The 17,536-nt window shown below is 75.4% G+C and carries 6 protein-coding genes and 1 pseudogene; 2 read left to right on the forward strand and 5 right to left on the reverse strand.

Annotated features, from left to right (window positions below):
* Positions 1-107 precede the first annotated feature (107 nt).
* Positions 108-626, reverse strand: coding sequence for a MarR family winged helix-turn-helix transcriptional regulator (locus IOD16_RS21080; RefSeq protein ID WP_123747353.1), 519 nt, complete (start codon positions 624-626; stop codon positions 108-110).
* A 59-nt stretch (positions 627-685) separates the two neighbouring features.
* On the opposite strand from IOD16_RS21080, the gene IOD16_RS21085 reads away from it, so the two are divergent.
* Both IOD16_RS21085 and IOD16_RS21090 read left to right on the forward strand, forming a co-directional pair.
* Positions 686-2,197 (forward strand): GGDEF domain-containing protein, encoded by a 1,512-nt coding sequence (locus IOD16_RS21085; RefSeq protein WP_201435809.1) that lies wholly within the window; start codon positions 686-688, stop codon positions 2,195-2,197.
* A gap of 224 nt (positions 2,198-2,421) precedes the next feature.
* Positions 2,422-3,531, forward strand: coding sequence for a sugar ABC transporter substrate-binding protein (locus IOD16_RS21090; protein WP_201435810.1), 1,110 nt, complete (start codon positions 2,422-2,424; stop codon positions 3,529-3,531).
* Between the two features lie 16 nt (positions 3,532-3,547).
* Here IOD16_RS21090 and IOD16_RS21095 read toward each other — a convergent pair whose 3' ends face one another.
* The 4 genes and pseudogenes from IOD16_RS21095 to IOD16_RS21105 all read right to left on the reverse strand — a co-directional run bounded on the left by IOD16_RS21095 (position 3,548) and on the right by IOD16_RS21105 (position 17,488).
* On the reverse strand, positions 3,548-4,525 hold the full coding sequence (locus tag IOD16_RS21095; RefSeq protein ID WP_201435811.1) for a 3-oxoacyl-ACP synthase: 978 nt from the start codon (positions 4,523-4,525) through the stop codon (positions 3,548-3,550).
* A complete protein-coding gene (locus tag IOD16_RS21100) occupies positions 4,522-9,126 on the reverse strand; it encodes a condensation domain-containing protein (protein ID WP_442978128.1) in 4,605 nt (1,534 codons plus the stop codon). Before IOD16_RS21100 ends, IOD16_RS21095 begins: the two co-directional genes overlap by 4 nt.
* A gap of 126 nt (positions 9,127-9,252) precedes the next feature.
* Positions 9,253-9,935, reverse strand: a pseudogene (locus IOD16_RS41525) (polyketide synthase); the annotation flags it as partial.
* Positions 9,932-17,488, reverse strand: a complete 7,557-nt coding sequence (locus tag IOD16_RS21105; protein WP_201435812.1) for a non-ribosomal peptide synthetase — start codon at positions 17,486-17,488, stop codon at positions 9,932-9,934. The pseudogene IOD16_RS41525 and the gene IOD16_RS21105, both read right to left, overlap by 4 nt.
* Positions 17,489-17,536 lie beyond the last annotated feature (48 nt).

A 17,536-nucleotide genomic window follows, 5' to 3' on the forward strand; every position in this document is an offset into this window, starting at 1 on the left:
CGCGCACGCGCTCAGGCGGGCCGGCGCGTGAATTCGGCACCGGCCGAAGGCCTCCACGACGTTCGCCGGAAATGCGACGACATCGCGCGCCATCGCGTCTCGACGGGTCACTTCGGGCGGGCGGCGGTCACCCGTCGGATCAATTGCACCATCTGTGCGCGCTCGTCCTCGTCCAGCACCGCGAACCACCGCGCCTCACGCCCGTTCTGGTGCGGGAAGACGCGCGACACCGCCGAGCGGCCCTCCTCGGTGAGCGCCACGAACACCACCCGCCGGTCCTGGCCGTCCCTGGTCCGCTCGACCAGCCCGCCCCGCTCCAGCGTGTTGATCAGGTTGGACATCGCCGACCTGGTCGTGCCGGACAGGTCGGCCAGCCGCGCGGGCTGGGTCGGGCCGAGGATCCACAGCTTGAACATCAGCCGGAACCCGGGCATGGTCCACCCCTGCTCGCGGTGCACCAGCGCCTCGTAGTCGGTGATCATCATGTACGCCAGGTGCAGCACGTTGTAGGAGAGGCCGAACGCGTCCGCGTCGCCTCCCAGCTCACCGATCCGGTGTCGGGCGAACCGCTCGTACTCCTGCTCCGTCGCCACGTCGGCGGCGACGGGAACCTCCTGCTCTGCCACCCGGCGATCCTGCCAGTGCGACCCGGCCGAAGGCACCGGAATGCGGCACACTGGCCGACGTGATCGGGACGAGGCGGTTCGCCATCACGGCCGCGGTCGTGCTGGCCCTGGCCACCGCCGCGTCCGTGGCCGCCAGTTTCGACATCGTCAAGGGCGAGGGCGCGGTGGTCCTCGACGACCTCGCCCAGCTCGCCACGGGCCTGTTCGCCACCGGTTGCTGCTGGTGGACGGCCCGCCGGGCGACCGGCCCGGACCGCCGCTGGCGGCTGGCGACGGGGTTCGGCATGGCGGGCTGGTCGACCGGTCAGGCGCTGTGGACGTGGTACCAGCTGGTCGAGCGGCGCGCGGTGCCGTCACCGTCCCTGGCGGACGCCGGGTACCTCAGCATCGTGCCGTTCGCGTTCGTGGCGCTGCTCGTCATCGGCAACTTCCGCCGGTCCGACTCGCCCGACGCGCTGCTCGACCGCCGCTCCCGCGGCGCCCGGCTGGTGCTGCTGCTGGACGGCCTGATCGTGGTCGGGTCGCTGTTCGTGCTGGCCTGGACCACGTCGCTGGGCGGGCTGGTCGCGGCCGGGAACCCGGGCTCGGCGGCGTTCCTGGTGGCCATCGCCTACCCGGTCACGGACCTGGTGCTGCTGGTGATCGTGGTGGCGCTGTGCGCGGACCGCAAGGTCGTGCTGCGACCGCAGCTGCGGTTGCTCGGGCTCGGCCTGGCCGCGCTGGCCGCGTCCGACTTCGCGTTCGCCTACCTGGTCAGCGTCCAGGCGCCGGAGGTGCCGCCGCTGGCCAACGCGGGGTTCGTGGTGGGGCCCGCGCTGATCGCGCTGGCCGCGCTGGCGCCCGTGCCGTCGCCGTCGACCGGCCCGAGCCGCGACCGGCGGTCCTGGCAGTGGACGTACCTGCTGATGCCGTACGTGCCCTTACTGGTCAGCAGCGTGCTGGTGCTGCGGCGCACGATCATCGGCGGCCTCGGGCCGCTGGACGCGGTCGAGATCGGTTGCGGCTTCACCGTGTTCGTCGCGGTGATCCTGCGGCAGCTGGTGACCCTCGTGGACAACACGAAGCTCGTGCTGCAACTGCGCGAGTCCGAGCGCACCCTGACGCACCAGGCGCACCACGACCCGTTGACCGGGTTGGCCAACCGGGCGCTGTTCGAGCGCCGGCTGGACGAGGCGATGGCCGACCACCACCGCGACGGCACGCCGTTCGGGCTGCTGTTCGTGGACCTCGACGACTTCAAGGCGGTCAACGACGTCTCCGGCCACGCGCACGGCGACGCGCTGCTCGAACGGGTGGCGCAGCGGCTGCGGCAGTGCGTCCGCGACACCGACGTGGTGGCCCGGCTCGGCGGCGACGAGTTCGGCGTCCTGGTCGAAGGGCTGGAGGAGCCGGAGAAGGTGGCGTTCCGCATCCTCGACGAGCTGGGCGAGGAGATCAGCGCGTCGGTCGGCGTGGTGATCTGCGCCGACCCCGACCCCGAGGCGACCGCCGCGACCGTGCTCAGCCGGGCCGACCACGCCATGTACGAGGCCAAGCGCGACGGCGGCCGAGGCCTGGTCATCCACTCCTGACGCTCTCCCACAAAGCGCACCTCGGCATTCGCGAGCAGTCGGAGGAGATTCACGCCGACCACGACCGGGATTCCCGGTAGATCATCGGGGAATCCGATTTCTCGGTTGTCCCGGGCACCATCGCGTCACCTGGCGGACGCGCATCGTATTCGTTCTTGACGCGACCGGCGAACGATGGGTGAATTCCTTTTCCCACCGTCCGCCAGTGATCACCGGAGTCGGCAATGCACGCTCGGAGAGCGCTCTCCTGCACGTTGGTCGCGATGCTCGCCGCGGGCTGCGGCACCGGTCCCGACGCGGGCGTGGCCGGTGGCGGGTCCGCCGGCAAACCGGTCGTGGGCGTGATCCTGCCCGACGACGAGGCGTCGTCGCGGTGGGTGGAGCAGGACAGCCCGAAGCTCGCCCAGGCGCTGCGGTTCGCCGGGGTGGAGCCGCTCATCGAGCAGGCCGACAACGACGAGGCCAGGTTCGCGGCCATCGCGGACGACATGATCGCCCGCCGGGTCGACGTCCTGATGACCGCGCCGCTGAGCCAGGCCGGCGGGGTCGCGGTCGAGGCCAAGGCGAAGGCCGCCGGGATACCGGTCGTCAACTACGACCGGATCAGCCTCGGCGGGCACGCCGACTACTACGTGTCGTTCGACAACCTCGACGTGGGCGAGTTGCAGGCCGAGGGATTGCTGGAATGCCTCGGCGACCGACCGCACGCGCGAATCGTGGAACTCCAGGGATCGCCGACGGACCACAACGCGACCCTGTTCGCGGACGGCCAGCGGCGCACGCTCGGCCCGCTCTACGACAAGGGCGCCTTGACGCTGGTGCAGAGCCACGCCGTCGACGGGTGGGACGTCGAGGAGGCCAGGGCGGTGTTCGCCCGGATCTTCGACGCCGACGGCGGCCGGGTGGACGGGGTGGTCGCGGCCAACGACGGCCTGGCGGGCGCGGTGATCGACGTGCTCAAGACCGCCGGCGTCCCCGCCGGCCAGGTGCCCGTCACCGGGCAGGACGCCACGCTCGACGGCCTGCGCGCCATCCTGCGGGGCGAGCAGTGCATGACGGTCTACAAGCCGATCCGGGACGAGGCCGAGGCCGCCGCCCGGCTGGCCGCGGCGATCGCCAAGGGCGACGCGAGCGGCGCCGACGACCTGGCCACCGGCAACACCCGCGACGTCGTGTCGGGGCGCGACGTCAAGTCGGTGCTGCTGTCCGCCGACCTCGTCACCCGCGAGGACGTCCGCCAGGTGGCCGTCTCGGAGAACGCGATCAAGGCGGCCGACCTGTGCGCGGGCGACGTCGCCGCCGCCTGCGCCGAAGTCGGCATCCTGGTCGGCTGAGGCGCGCGGCGCGCGGCTACAGGAGGTGGGTCTCGTCCGCCCCGGCCCCGGTCTCCACCAGGACCGCGCTCCACGCCGCGGTGGGGCTGGCGTCCAGCAGGACCACTCGGCTGCCCGCCGGGACGGTCGCGGTGTGCAGGTTGTGGAAGGTGTCGTTCGGGCCCAGGTGCGCGTACCGGGTGAGGTTCTCGGCGCAGGACGGCGTCAGCGGCGCGCCCAGGATCTCGGCGTAGTTGCGCTGCGCGGGCCGGGACAGGTTCTGCGCCACGAAGCACGTCACGTCCGCCGCGGTCAGGCCGTTGCGGGCGAGCAGGCGGGAGGTGAGGTCGCGCAGGCGGTTGCGGGTCTCCACGGCCAGGCGGAACGAGTAGGTGACCGGGTCGGCGCACTCCTCGCGCCACTCGTCGAACGGGCGGTCGCGGTAGGGCACCCGGAACAGGTCCGCGTAGTCGCCGTTGGTCTCCAGCAGCACGTCGCGGATGCGCGTGCCGCCGGCCCTGGTGAGCACGAGCGCGCCGCCGCTGTCGCCGTTGACCGTCACCGGGTGGCGGTAGCGGCGGGACGTGGCCGGTTTGCTGCCGTGCGCCACCAGCACGGTCCGCACGTCGGGGTCGCGCAGCAGGCCGGCGGCGGTCATCAGGGCCGGGGTCAGGGACGCGCAGCCCAGGCCGCCGACGGAGAACGCCATCGCGCGCCGCGCGCCCAGGGCCGCTTGCAGCCGGGTCGCGTCCGAGCTGATCAGCGTCTCCGGCGCCCGTGCCTCCACCGTGATCACGACGTCGACGTCCGCCTCCGTCCGGGAGGCGGCGGCCAGCGCCCGGCGGGCCGCCACCGCGGCCAGGTCGGTCGCGCTCGCGTCGGCCACCGCGACGCTCTCGATGCCCAGGGCCTCGCAGACGGCCCGCTCCGCGTCGTCCAGCCCCGCCCACTCCGGCAGCTGCCGCAGGGGCACCGGGTCGCCGAGGCACCAGCCCGAGCCCGCGAGCGCGATCACGCCAGTTCCCGGTGGACGGCGGTGACCTCGTCGGCCAGGGCCTCCAGCTCGGACTGGCCGAAGTCGACCAGGCTGTTGATCTCCAGGCGTGCCTCGCCCGCCCGTTCCGACACGGCGATGATCAGCGGGAACCAGGACGTCATGGCGCGCTTCAGGTTCACCGACAGGTCCCAGCGCGTCCGCAGCAGCCCGACACCGGAGTCGAACGCCGCCACGTCACCCGGCACGTGCACGAGCAGCGCGCGCGGCTCGGGCAGCGCCCGCAGCCCGGACACGGCTGGCCCGTGCGGCGAGAGGTGGCGCAGCACGCCGTACCCCACGCCGTCGTGCGGCACGGACCGGGCGCGGTCCACCACCAGCGGCAAGGTGTCGTGCGCGGTGCCGGCCACCGGCAGCGCCACCGGGTGCAGGGTGGTGAACCAGCCGATGGACGGTCCGCGCCCGGCGTGCCGGTACGCGTTCGGCGTCGCCTCGCCCTCCACCGTCAGGTAGGCGCCCGCCGCACCGCGCCACCGGGCCAGCCCCAGCGCCACCGCGCACAGCGCGACTTCGCGCTTGGACGCCGCCGCCGTGTCCGCCGCGGGCGCGACCGACCGGCTCACCAGGCCCTCGCCGCCGGCGCCCTCCAGCGCGCCGAAGGACGCGCCCTCGCGCATGACCGCCGTCCAGTACCCCAGCTCCCCCGCCACCTCGTCGGACGCCGCCATGTCGTGCAGCCGCCACGCCCACTCGCGCCACCCGGCCGGCGCGGGCCGGTGCGCCGCGGCGCGGCCCGCCGCCACCTCGCCCAGCAGCACGTCGAGGTCGTCCATCAGCACGACGGTCGACATGTTGTCGAACACGAAGTGGTGCACCAAGAACACCAGCAGCCCACCCCGCCGGTGCCCCCGCTCGTAGTACCGGGCGCGGGCGAGCGGCCCGCGTTCCAGGTCCAGGTCGTCCTTCAACGCCCGGCAGTCCGCCTCGACCGCGGCCCGCTCGTCACCCGGCGGCAGGAACACCACGTCGAACGGCACCTCGGCGTCCGCGGCGCACTCCGCCCGCGTGCCGACGGCGTTGCGCCGGAACCGGTAGCGCAGCGGTTCGTGCCGCGCCACCAGGTGTCGCACGGCGGTGCGGACGACGTCGGCGGTGATGTCGGCGGAGGTCAGCTCCAGCACGTGCACCTCGACGAAGTCGCCGCGCCGGTCGGGCAGGTGGTCCAGGAAGCTGCGCATGATCGGCGTCAACGGGATCGGCCGCTCGTCCCGCGCCCCGACCGCCGCGTTCGGCGTCACCCCGTTCGGCACGGCGACGGCAGGCGCCGCCCCGTTCGGCACCGCCCCGGCGACCTCGGGCACGGCCGGCTCGCCGTCCACCACGGCCGCCGCCGCCAGCTCGCCCAGCGTCGGGTGTTGCAGCAACTGCTGCGGCGTGATGTGCACCCCCGCCTTCGCCGCCCGCGCCGCCACGCGCACGCCGAGCACCGAATCACCGCCCAGCGCGAAGAAGTTGTCCCCCGCCGACACCGAGGCCGCGCCGAGCAGGTCCGCGCAGATCGCGCTCAGCACCTGCACCGCCCGGGCCGGACCGCTGCTCGTCACTCGCGCCTCCAAGCGCTCGGGCGGCGGCGCGGCCGCGGGTGTCACCACCGCGAGGTCGTCCAGCCGGATGTCGGGGTCGGCCACGACCCGCGCCACGAGGGCGGGCAGCCAGGTGGCCAGCCGTGCGGCCGTCTCCCGGTCGTACAACGCGGCGACGTACTCCAGGTAACCGCTCATCGGGCCCTCGCCCTGGTCCACCACGCCGACGGTCAGGTCGAACTTCGCGGTGCCGGGCGCGATGCCCGCGATCGCGCCGTCGAGGTAGCGCGAGCACGGCAGGCCGGCCAGCTCGGCGGTCGCCTGGGGCACGTTCTGGTAGGTGTAGACGACGTCGAACAGGGGGTGCCGGCCCGGGTCGCGGCGGCCGAGCACGTCGGCGACGATCTTCTCCAGCGGCACCTCCTCGTGGTCGAGCACGTCGGCGACGGTGCGGGCGCAGCGCTTGACCAGGTCGCGGAACCGCAGCTCGCCGCCCACCTGGGTGCGGAACGGCAGCACGTTGTTGAAGTAGCCGATCAGGTCGTGCGAGGCCGGGTCGACCCGCCCGGACGTGGCAACGCCCACCACCACGTCGGTGAGCCGTCCCCAGCGGTGCAGCAGGACGTCGACCACGGCCAGCATGGTGACGAACGTGGTCACGCCCAGTCGCCTGCTCAACGCCCGCACCGCCTCGGCGTCGCGCGCGCCCACCTCGAACTCCACCATCCCGCCCTCGAAGGAGCGGGCGGCGGGCCGCGGCCGGTCCAGCGGCAGCTCCGGCGACGCCAAGCCCGCCAGCGCCGACCGCCAGAACCGCAACCCGTCGTCCAGCGCGCCGTCGGCGAACCGGCGGCGCTGCCAGTCGGCGAAGTCGGCGTACTGGGCGGTCAGCTCGGGCAGCTCCGGCGCACGCCCGGTCAGCGCGGCCCGGTACAGCTCGGTGAAGTCGCGGAAGAACACCGTGGGCGACCAGCCGTCGAAGACGATGTGGTGGTAGCTCCACAGCAGCACGTGGTCCTGCTCGGCCAGGCGCAGCACCGTGGTCCGCACCAGCGGCCCCGAGGCGAGGTCGAACGGGCGCAGCGCCTCGGCGTCGACCACCCGCCGCGCCTCGCGGTGCCGTTCGGCCTCCGGCAGCGCGCTCAGGTCGAGCACGACGACCTCGGGTTCCTCCTCCCGCACGTACGCCCGCGGCACGCCGTCGTCGTCGGCCGCGACGCGGGTGCGCAGCACCTCGTGCCGGGCCAGGACCCCGCGCACGGCCGCGACGAGCGCCGTCTCGTCCAGCGGGCCGGTCAGCCGCAGGTCGTGCGGGATGTTGTAGAGCGGGGTGCCCGGGTCGAGCCGGTCGAGGTACCACAGCTGCTCCTGCCCGAACGACACCGGCAGCGCGCCGCCGCGCGGCACCGGCTCCAGCGCCGCGGACGCGACCGCGCCGCCCGCCGCGGTCAGCTCGGCCACCCGTGCGGCCAGCCCCCGCACGGTGGGGTGGGCGTAGAGGTCGGCGAACGTCAGGTGCACCCCGAAGTCCCGTTCGAGCGCGCGCAGCACGCTGATCCCGGCGATGGACGTGCCGCCGAGCGCGAAGTAGTCCGAGTCCGGGGTCAGGTCCTCCGCGCCCAGGACCTCCTGCCACACCTCGGCCACCCGGGCTTCGGGCGTCGCGCCGGCGGCCGGACCGGGCCGGGTCGGCACCGGCCGCGGCCGGGTGTCCTCGATCGGCCCGAGGGGCCGGCACCAGCAGCGCACCTGCTCGAACGGGTAGGTCGGCGCCTCGATGCGCGGGACGGCCGCGCCGGCGTAGTGGGCGTCCCAGTCGATCCGCACGCCGAGCCGGTACAGCGCGCCGAGCCGGCGCAGCACGCCGCGCCGGCCGGGCGCGGCGAACAGCTCCACGCACGGCAGGTCCGGCCGCAGCCGGCGGATCTCCCGGGTCAGCACGCCGTTGCCGCCCAGGTCGACCAGCACGGCCCGGTCGGCGGCGAACCGCTCGACGACCCGGGCCAGCCGGGCGCGGTCCAGGTCGGCGCTCACCCCCAGTTCGGCGGCGGTGGCGGTGGCGTCCTCGAGCGACAGCTCGCCCCGGGCCACCCGGACGGCCAGGTTGCCGGCGCCGGAGCCGACGAGGTGCGCGTCCCGCACGCCGAGCCGGCGGGCCAGGCCGAGCACCGCGGTCTGCGCCACGACCAGCCGGGCGGCGGGCGCCGCGGGCAGCACCACGTCGGCCAGCTCGGGGAACTCGCCGACCAGCTCCGCCCACGTCCCGTCGTCCGGCACGGCGTCACCGGACAGCAGCACCACGACCGGCCGGTCGTCGGGGGCGGCCTCGTCCGGCGGCACGGCCTCGCGGAGCGCCTTCACCAGCTCTTCCGGGCTCTCGGCCGGGAACGCGCCGCGGAACGGGTGGTCGTCCCGGCCGCGGTTCATCGCGTGGGCCACGGTGCGCAGGCCGTGTCCGGTCTGCTGCACGAAGTCGGCGAGGCGCTCGCAGTAGGCCCGGAACGCGGCGGCGGACTTCGCCGACACGGTCACCAGCTCGACGCCGGAGGCCGGCTCGGGCGACGCCTGCGCGGGCGGCTGCTCCAGCACCGCGTGGACGTTGGTCCCGGTCATGCCCAGAGCGCTCACGCCCGCCCGGCGCGGCACGCCGTCGCGTTCGGGCCACGGCCGGCGGCCCGGGTTGACGTGCACCGGTCCGGACAGGTCGAGCATCGGGTTGGGCGACTCGAAGTGTGCCGTGGGGTACAGCTCGCCGCGCCGCACGGACAGCAGCGCCTTGAGCAGGCCGGCCATGCCGGCGGCGCCGTCGAGGTGGCCGATGTTGCCCTTGATCGAGCCGATCGCACAGCCCGGGGCGGGCACGCCCGCGTCGGCGAAGGCCTGGCGCAGCGCGTCCACCTCGATCACGTCGCCGAGCGGTGTCGCCGAGCCGTGGCACTCGACGTAGGCCACGGTCGCCGGGTCGACGTCGGCGTCCTGCCACGCCTGGCGCAGCACCTCGGTCTGCGCGACGCGGCTGGGCGCGCTGAGCCCGACCATCCGGTGGCCGTTGTGGTTGACCGCAATGCCCTTGACCACCGCCCGGATCGGGTCGCCCGCCGCCACCGCGTCGCGCAACCGGCGCAGCAGCACGACCGCGCCGCCCTCACCCGCCGTGGCTCCGGTGGCGCGCTCGTCGAACGGCCGGCAGTGCCCGTCGGTGGACTCCACGCCCCGCACGGGCGTGTGGGTCTGGTCGGTGAACAACACCGGACGCACGCTGACCCCGCCCGCCAGCGCCAGGTCCGCGGTGCCCTTGCGCAACGCGTCCACCGCGCCCGCCAGCGCGGTGAGGCTGCTGCTGCACGCCGTGTCGACGACGTACGCCGGTCCGGTGAGGTCGAGGTGGTAGGAGATCCGGGCGGCCGAGGACGCCGACAGCGCGCCGAGCGTCTGGTGCGGGTCGTCGCCCTGGTACAGGGTCTCGTAGTCGGACTGCGAGTGGCCGAGCACGACGGCGGTGCGCGAGCCGCGCAGCGAGCCGGGCGCCAGGCACGCGTTCTCGATCGCCTCGTGCGCCAGTTGGAGCAGGAGCCGCTGGTGGGGTCCATCATCTCGGCCTCGCGGCGGGAGATGCCGAAGAACCGGTGGTCGAACAGGTCGATCCGGTCGAGGTGGGCCATGGGCAGGTACCGCGTGCCGGGGTGGCCGCCGGTGTGGCGCACGCGGGTCGGCGACGGCTGTCCGACGAGGTCGGCGCCCTCGGCCAGCAGCCGGTGCAGACCGTCGAGCCCCGTCGAGCCGGGGAGCAGCGTGGCGACCCCGATGATGGCGATGTCCTCGTCCCGCACTGCGGCCTCCGTCGTCACAGCTGGTAGTCCCGCGTCTCGGCGTCCTCGGCGGCGGTCGCGCCGAGGGTCGCGGCGAGCGCGCCGACCGTCGGGTGGTCGAACAGGGTCCGGGGCGGCACGGTCCGCCCGAAGATCGGCCGCAGGCGGGCGGCGACCCGGATGGCGAGGACGGAGTCGCCGCCCAGCGCGAAGAAGTCGTCCGCCCGCCCGACCCGCCGCACCCCGAGCACCTCGCCGAGCACCTCCGCGACGGCCCGCTCGCCCGGCGTGGCGGGCGGCACGAAGCGCGGCGGAGCGGCGACCGGCGGTCGTGCGGGCGGTTCGTCGTCGGCCGCCGGCGGCAGCGTGGTGTCCGCCAGGCCGGTCAGCAGCGCGACGAACTCCTCGACCAGGCCGGCGGCGGTCGTCGCGTCGAACAGGGCCGGGTCGTAGCCGAGCTGCACCACCAACGGCTCGGCGTCGTGCACCACGAGGTGCAGCGGGTAGTTCGTGCTCTCCACTGCCTGCACGTCCACGGCGGCGAGGCCCTCGTCCACCGGGTAGTTCTCCACCACCACGACGCTGTCGAACAGGCGCGTCCCGGCCGGCAGCCCCGCCCACCGCCGGATGTCGGTCAACGCGGCGTGCTCGGCCGGGCGCCCCTGCGCCTGCACGCCCGCCAACCAGCCCGGCACGTCCTCGGTCCGCACCCGCAACCGCACCGGCACGGTGTTGACCAGCATCCCCACCACGGTGTCCGCGCCGGGCAGGTCCGGCGTCCGCCCCGACACCACCAAGCCGAAGCACACGTCCCGCGTGCCGCCGTGCCGGGCGAGCAGCAACGCCCACGCGCCCTGCACCACCGTGCTCAACGTCAACCGGTTGCGCCGGGCGAACGCGCGCACGCCGTCAGGCGCCTCGACCTGGCACACCGCCGAGGAGCACGAGAGGTGCGCGCGGTCCGGTGGCCGGTCGTAGGGCAGCGCGGTCGGCCCGCGGAACCCCGACAGCGCCGCCCGCCACCGCTCCTCCCCCGGGTCCTGGCTCAACACCCGCGCCACGTGGTCGCGGAACGGCCGCCGCGCCCGGGGCTCGCCCAAGACCTCCGACAGCACCTGGAATGCGCTCCAGCCGTCCAGCACCAGGTGGTGGAAGGTCCACAGCAGACGGACGGCCCGATCACCGGTGCGCACGAACGTCAACCGCGTCAACGGCTTCGACAGGTCGAACCCCGCCGCGCGGTCGTCCGCCACCAACCGCCGCCACCGCTGCCCGTCGGCCTCGTCGGCGTCGGCCCAGTCGTGCCGGGCGATCGGCGTCTCGACCGACCGCCACACCACCTGGACCGGCGAGCGCACCCCCTCCCACACCACGGTGGTGCGCAGCGCCGGGATCGCGTCGACCACCCGCCGCCACGCCCGGGCCAGCCCGTCCGGTGACGCGTCGGGCAGGGTCAGGTGCAGCTGCTCCACGTACGCGCCCGGCTGGGACAAGCTGTGGAACAGCATCCCGGCCTGCACCGGGGTGAGCGGGTACACGTCCTCGACCGACCGCCCGTCGCCCGCGATCCGGTCCAGCTCCTCCTGCGTCAGCCCGGCCAGCGGGAAGTCCGACGGCGTGACGCCGCCCGCGCCCGGTCCGGCGCAGTGCGCGGAGATCTCCCGCAACGCGGTCAGCACGTCCTCGGCGAGCCGGGCCACCACCGGCGTGGGGTGTGCGTCCGGCGCGTGCGCCCACTCGACCTCCAGCTCGCCGGACGGGGTGACGGCGGCCGTGACGTCGAGCCGAGGGGCGGTCGTCGGCGGCTTGGCCAGCCGGACACCGCCGGGCACGCGGGCGAACGCGGCGTCGAACCGCCCCAGGTAGTTCACCCGCGCCAACGGCCGGTGCCCGGCGGGATGGGTCGCGGTCAGCCACCGCAGGGCGCCGTGGCTCACCCCGTGCCGGTGCGCGGCGCGCAACCGCTCCTTCACCGCCCGCACCGCCGCGCCCCAGTCAGGGCCGGGCGCCGGTGCGGTGAACGGGAACAGCGCGGTGAACCAGCCGACCGTGCGGGACAGGTCGACCCCGGCGAACAGGTCCTCCCGCCCGTGCCCCTCCAGCTCCAGCGGCACGCGGTCCAGTCCGCTCCACCGCGACAGCACCTTCCCGATCGCGGCGACCAGCACGTCCTCGGCCCCGGCGCGGTAGGCGGCCGAAGCGCCGCGCAGCAGCGCGGCCGTCTCCTCGGCGGGCAGCCGCACCGCCACCGTCCGCTCGGGCAGCTCCGCCGCCTCCGCCGCCGGGTGCTCGGGCAGGTGGTCCGCGACCGTCCCGGACACGGCGGTCTCCCAGTACGGGAGGTGTTCGGCGAACCCGCCGGCCTCGGCGTGCGCCCGCAGCCGCCGCGCCCACTCGCGGAACGAGGTCGTCCTCGGCCCGAGGTCGACATCCTCGCCGGCGACGGCCTGCCGGTAGCCGGTGGCCAGGTCCTCCAGCAGGATCCGCCAGGACACGCCGTCCACGACCAGGTGGTGCGCGGACAGCACCAGCCGCCCGGTCGACAGCACCGCCCGGAACAGGGGCCCGCCGGCCGGCGGCAGCTCCGGCTCCACCTCGGCGAAGAAGACCTCGCCGACCTCGTCCGGCACGTGCTGCGCCCACTGCCCGTCGACCCGGGAGAACCGCGCGCGCAGCAGGTCGTGCCGGACCGGCAGCGCCTCGACCGCCGCCCGCAGCGCCGCGACGTCCACGTCCGGGTCCAGCTCGACCTCCACCCACTGGGTGAAGTGCGCCGGGTTCGGCGACGTGGCCAGGAACCACCGCTGGACCGGTGTCAGCGGCACGGCGCCGGTCGCGGGCTCCGCGGGCGCGGTCCCCCCGGTGGTGGCGTGCGCGGCGACCGCGGCGAGGGTCTGGTGCAGGAACACGTCCCGCGGCGTCACCGACACGCCCAGCTCCCGGGCCCGCGACACCACCTGGATGCTGAGGATCGAGTCGCCGCCGAGGGCGAAGAAGTTGTCGTCCGCGCCGACCCGCTCGACGCCCAGCACCTCCGCCCACGCGCGGGCCAGCGCTTCCTCGTGCGGTCCCGACGGCGGGACGTGGGTGCGGGTCGAGCGCGCGCGCGGGGGTGGCAGGGCCCGGCGGTCCACCTTGCCGTTGACCATGAGCGGCAACGCGGGCAGCGGCACGAACACGGCGGGCACGAGGTGCGGCGGCAGCCGGTCGGCCAGGAACCCGCGCAGCTCGTCGGCGCCCGCGCCCGCGACGACGTAGGCGACGAGCTGCCGGTGCCCCGGCACGTGCTCGTGCGGCACGACGACGACCTCGGTGACGTCCGGGTGGCGGCGCAGGGCCGCTTCGACCTCGCCCGGCTCGACCCGGAACCCGCGGATCTTGACCTGGTCGTCGGCGCGGCCCAGGAACTCGAGGAGCCCGTCGGCGCGCCAGCGCACCACGTCACCCGTGCGGTAGAGCCTGCCGCCGTCCCCGAACGGGTCCGCGACGAAGCGCTGCGCGGTCAGCCCGGGGTGGCCGAGGTAGCCGCGCGCCAGGCCGGCGCCGCCGAGGTGCAGCTGGCCGGGCGTGCCGACCGGCGCCGGGTCGAGGTTCTCGTCCAGCACGTAGCAGCGGGCTCCGGTGACCGGCCGCCCGATCGGCAGCCGACCCGCCAGGTCCGCCGGGCGCACCACGTGCGCGGAGGCGAACGTGGTGCCCTCGGTGGGGCCGTAGCCGTCCACGATCCGCAGGTCGGGCACGTGCCGCAGCACGGCGGCGCAGTGCTCGGGCGAGATCACGTCGCCGCCGCTGCCGAGCTGGCGCAACCCGGTGAACGCGCCGGGGTCGGCGGCGGCAATCTCGTGGAACAGGCCGGCGGTCAGCCACAGCACGGTGACGCCGTGCGCGGCGACGAACCCGCGCACGTCGTCCCCGGACAGCAGGGTGCCCGAGGACACCGCCAGCCGGGCGCCGGACAGCAGCGCGGCCCAGATCTCGAACGTGGAGGCGTCGAACGACAGCGTGGAGCACTGCGCCACCACGTCGTGCGGGCCGATCGGGAACGGGTCGCCCTCGGCGAGCCGGGCGACCGACCGGTGCTCGACCAGCACGCCCTTGGGCCGGCCGGTGGAGCCGGAGGTGAACATGACGTACGCGGCGTTGCGGGGCCGCACCACGACCGGTGGCGCGTGCGCCGGCCGTGCGGCGTGCGAGCCCGGGTCGACGACCTCGACGTCGGCGGGCAGCCGGTCGCGCAGGTCGGCGGGCGCGAGCACCAGGCGGGCGCCGGAGTCGGCGATCATGTCGGCCAGCCGGGTCGGCGGGTAGCCGGGGTCCAGCGGCACGAACGCGGCGCCCGCCTTGAGGATGCCGAGCAGCGCGATGACCGCGGGCAGGCCGCGTGGCGCGCACAGGCCGACGCGGTCCTCGGGCCGCACGCCACCGGCCAGCAGGCCGTTGGCCAGCCGGTTGGTCGCCGCGTCGAGCTCGCGGTAGGTGAGGGACGTGCCGTCGCAGGTCACGGCGACCGCGTCGGGCCGTTCGGCGACGCGTTCGGCGAAGCGGCCGGTGACCGTGCGGTCCGGGCTCGGCGCGCCGGAGGTCCAGTCGTGCAGCACCCGCTGTCGTTCGTCCGGCGCGAGCAGCCGCAACCGGGACAGCGGCCGGCCCGGGTCGGCGGTGACGTCCGCGAGCAGCACCGCGAACCGGTCGACCAGCCGGGTGACGGTGGCGGCGTCGAACAGGTCGGTGCTGTGCTCCACGGCCAGGTGCAGCCCGCGGGCGTCGCGGGTGAACTCCAGGGTCAGGTCGAACGCGGCGGCGTGGCGCGGCGGGTCGAACTCCTCCACGTCGAGGCCGGCCAGGACGGGCGGCGCGGCCGGCGCGTTCTGCAGCGCCACCACCACGTCGACCAGTGGTGAGCGGGCGGCGTCGCGGTCGGGCCGCAGCAGCTCCACCAGCCGGTGGAACGGCACCTCGTCGTGGTCGAGCGCGTCGCGGACGGTCGCCTTGACCCGGGCCAGGTGGTCCGCGAAGGACAGTCGGGGGTCGACCTGCGAGCGGATCACCACGGTGTTGACGAAGAAGCCGACGAGACCGGCCAGGTCGGGGTGGTCGCGGCCGGAGGTGACCGTGCCGACGGCGATGTCGCGCTGACCGCTCAGGCGTGCCAGGAACGCCTGCGTGGCCGCGACGAGCGTGGTGAACAGCGTCGCGCCGTGCGCTCGGCCCAGCTCCGCCAGCCCCGAGGCGACGCCGGCCGGCAGGGTGCGGCGGTGGGTCGCGCCGGCCGTCGTCCGCACGGGTGGGCGCGGCCGGTCGGTCGGCAGGTCGAGCGCCGCCATCCCGGCCAGCCGCCGTTCCCAGTGGGCGAGCTGCGCGTCCAGCACGGCCCCGGTCAGCCCGGCGCGCTGCCGGCGGGCGAAGTCGGTGTAGCGCAGGGGCAACGGCCCGAGGTCGGCTTCCGCGCCGCGCGCCGCGGCGGAGTAGCACCGGCCCAGCTCGTCGGCCAGCACGCCCATCGACCAGCCGTCGGTGACGATGTGGTGCAGGCACAGCACGAGCAGGTGCCCGTCCCCGGCGGCCAGCACGGCCGCGCGCAGCAGCGGTCCGGCGCCCAGGTCGAACGGTCGGGCGACGAAGTCGACGAGGTCGGTTTCCGCGCCCAGCTCCGGGCGGACCTCGTAGGGCGGTCCGACGACCTGGGCGCCGCGGCCGTCGACGGTGTGGAACGTGGTGCGCAGCTGCTCGTGCCGGGCGACCAGCCGGGTCAGCGCGACGCCCAGGGCGTCCAGGTCGAGGTGGCCGCGCAGCCGGAACCCGGCCGCGGTGGTGTACTCGGCCCCGCCGGGCGAGAACTGGTCCAGGAACCACAGGCGTTCCTGGGCGAACGACAGCGGCGCGGACGTCCCGCCCGTCGTGGCGGGCGCCTCCGGCCGGTCGCGGTCGGCGGACAGCTCCGCCGCGAGCGCCTCGACCGTGCGCAGCGCGAACACCCGCCGTGCGGGCAGGTCGCGGTCCAGCGCCGCCACGACCCGCATGGCCAGGATGGAGTCACCGCCCAGCGCCACGAAGTCGTCGTGCGCGCCGACCCGCTCGACGCCCAGCACGTCCTGCCACACGGCGGCCACCCGCTCCTCCGCCGGGGTGCGGGGCGGCGTCACGGGCCCGGGTCGCGGGGGCTCCGGCAGGTGGTCGCGGTCGAGCTTGCCGTTGGCGGTCAACGGGAGCGCGGCCAGCGGCACGATCAGCGACGGCACCGCCGGGGCGGGCAGGAGCTCCGCGAGGTGCGACCGCAGCGCCTCCGGCGGCCGGTCGGTCACGACGTACGCGACCAGCCTGGCGTCCCGGAGCACCACGGCGGCGGCGGACACGTCCGGGTGCCGCAGCAACGCCGCCTCGACCTCGCCCGGGTCGACCCGCGCGCCGCGCACCTTGACGTGCCCGCCGGTCCGGCCGAGGTGGTCGAGCAGGCCGTCCGGGCGGCGGCGCACCAGGTCGCCGGTGCGGTACATCCGACTGCCCGGCGGGCCGTGCGGGTCGGCCACGAACGACGCGGCGGTCAGCCCGGCCCGGCCGAGGTAGCCGCGCGCCAGGCCGGGGCCGGCCAGGTACAGCTCACCCTCGTCGGCCGGGCGCAGGTGCTCGTCCAGCACGTGGGCGCGGGCGCCGGCGATCGGGCGGCCCAGCACCGCGTGGTCGACCTCGGTCACCGGGCACAGCAGGCTCTCCACCGCGACTTCGGTGGTGCCGTAGGCGTTGTGGGCGGTGACGCCCGCGGCGACCAGGCTCGCGCACAGGTCCGGGTCGACCGGTTCGCCGCCGGTGACCACGATCCCGGGTCGGCGGTCGCCGGCGAGCAGGCCGGCGCGCAGGAGCTCGCGCAGCCGTGACGGCGTCTCGTCCAGCACGTCGATCCCGGTGCGCACGACGTGGTCGACCAGGGTCCGGGGGTCGGCGAGCGTGTCGTCGTCGATCACGTGGACCTCGTGCCCGGCCAGCATCCACAGCAGCGGCAGCCACATCGCGTCGAAGCCCAGGCCGGCGGTGTGGGCGACCTTCAGCCGCGCGGGGTGCGCGAACAGCCCGGACTCGTGGTGGGCGAACAGCGCGAGCAGGCCGCGGTGGGTGGCCAGGACGCCGTTCGGGCGGCCGGTCGACCCGGACGTGTGCAGGACGTAGGCGAGGTGGTCGGGCGTGACGCGGGCCGCCGCCGCCGGCGGGTGGTCGTCCTCGATGAACGCGGTGCGGACGCCGGGCAGCCGGTGCGCGAGCGACTCGCGGGTCAGCACGACCCGTGCACGGGCGTCGGCCAGCAGGTCGCCCAGGCGCGCGTCGGGCAGGTCGACGGCCAGCGGCACGACCGCGCCGCCCGCTCTCAGGATGGCCAGCAGCGCCACGACCGCGTCCACGCCCCGTTCGAGGAGCAGGCCGACCGGCTCCTCCGGGCGCACGCCGCGCAGGCCGCCGGCCGCGCGGTCGACCCGCGCGGCGAGGTCGCGGAAGGTCAGCCGCTCCCGGCCGCACACCACCGCGGTGTGGTCGGGATCGGCGCGCACGCGCGCCGTGAAGAGGTCGTGGACGTTCGCGGGCGACAAATGCTCGACATCCATGCGCAATTCCGCCAGTCGACTCCGGATATTGGCGCCCAATGCGCCGGC

Origin of the sequence: Saccharothrix sp. 6-C, from assembly GCF_016695385.1 — a bacterium.
GTDB lineage: Bacteria > Actinomycetota > Actinomycetes > Mycobacteriales > Pseudonocardiaceae > Actinosynnema > Actinosynnema texasense.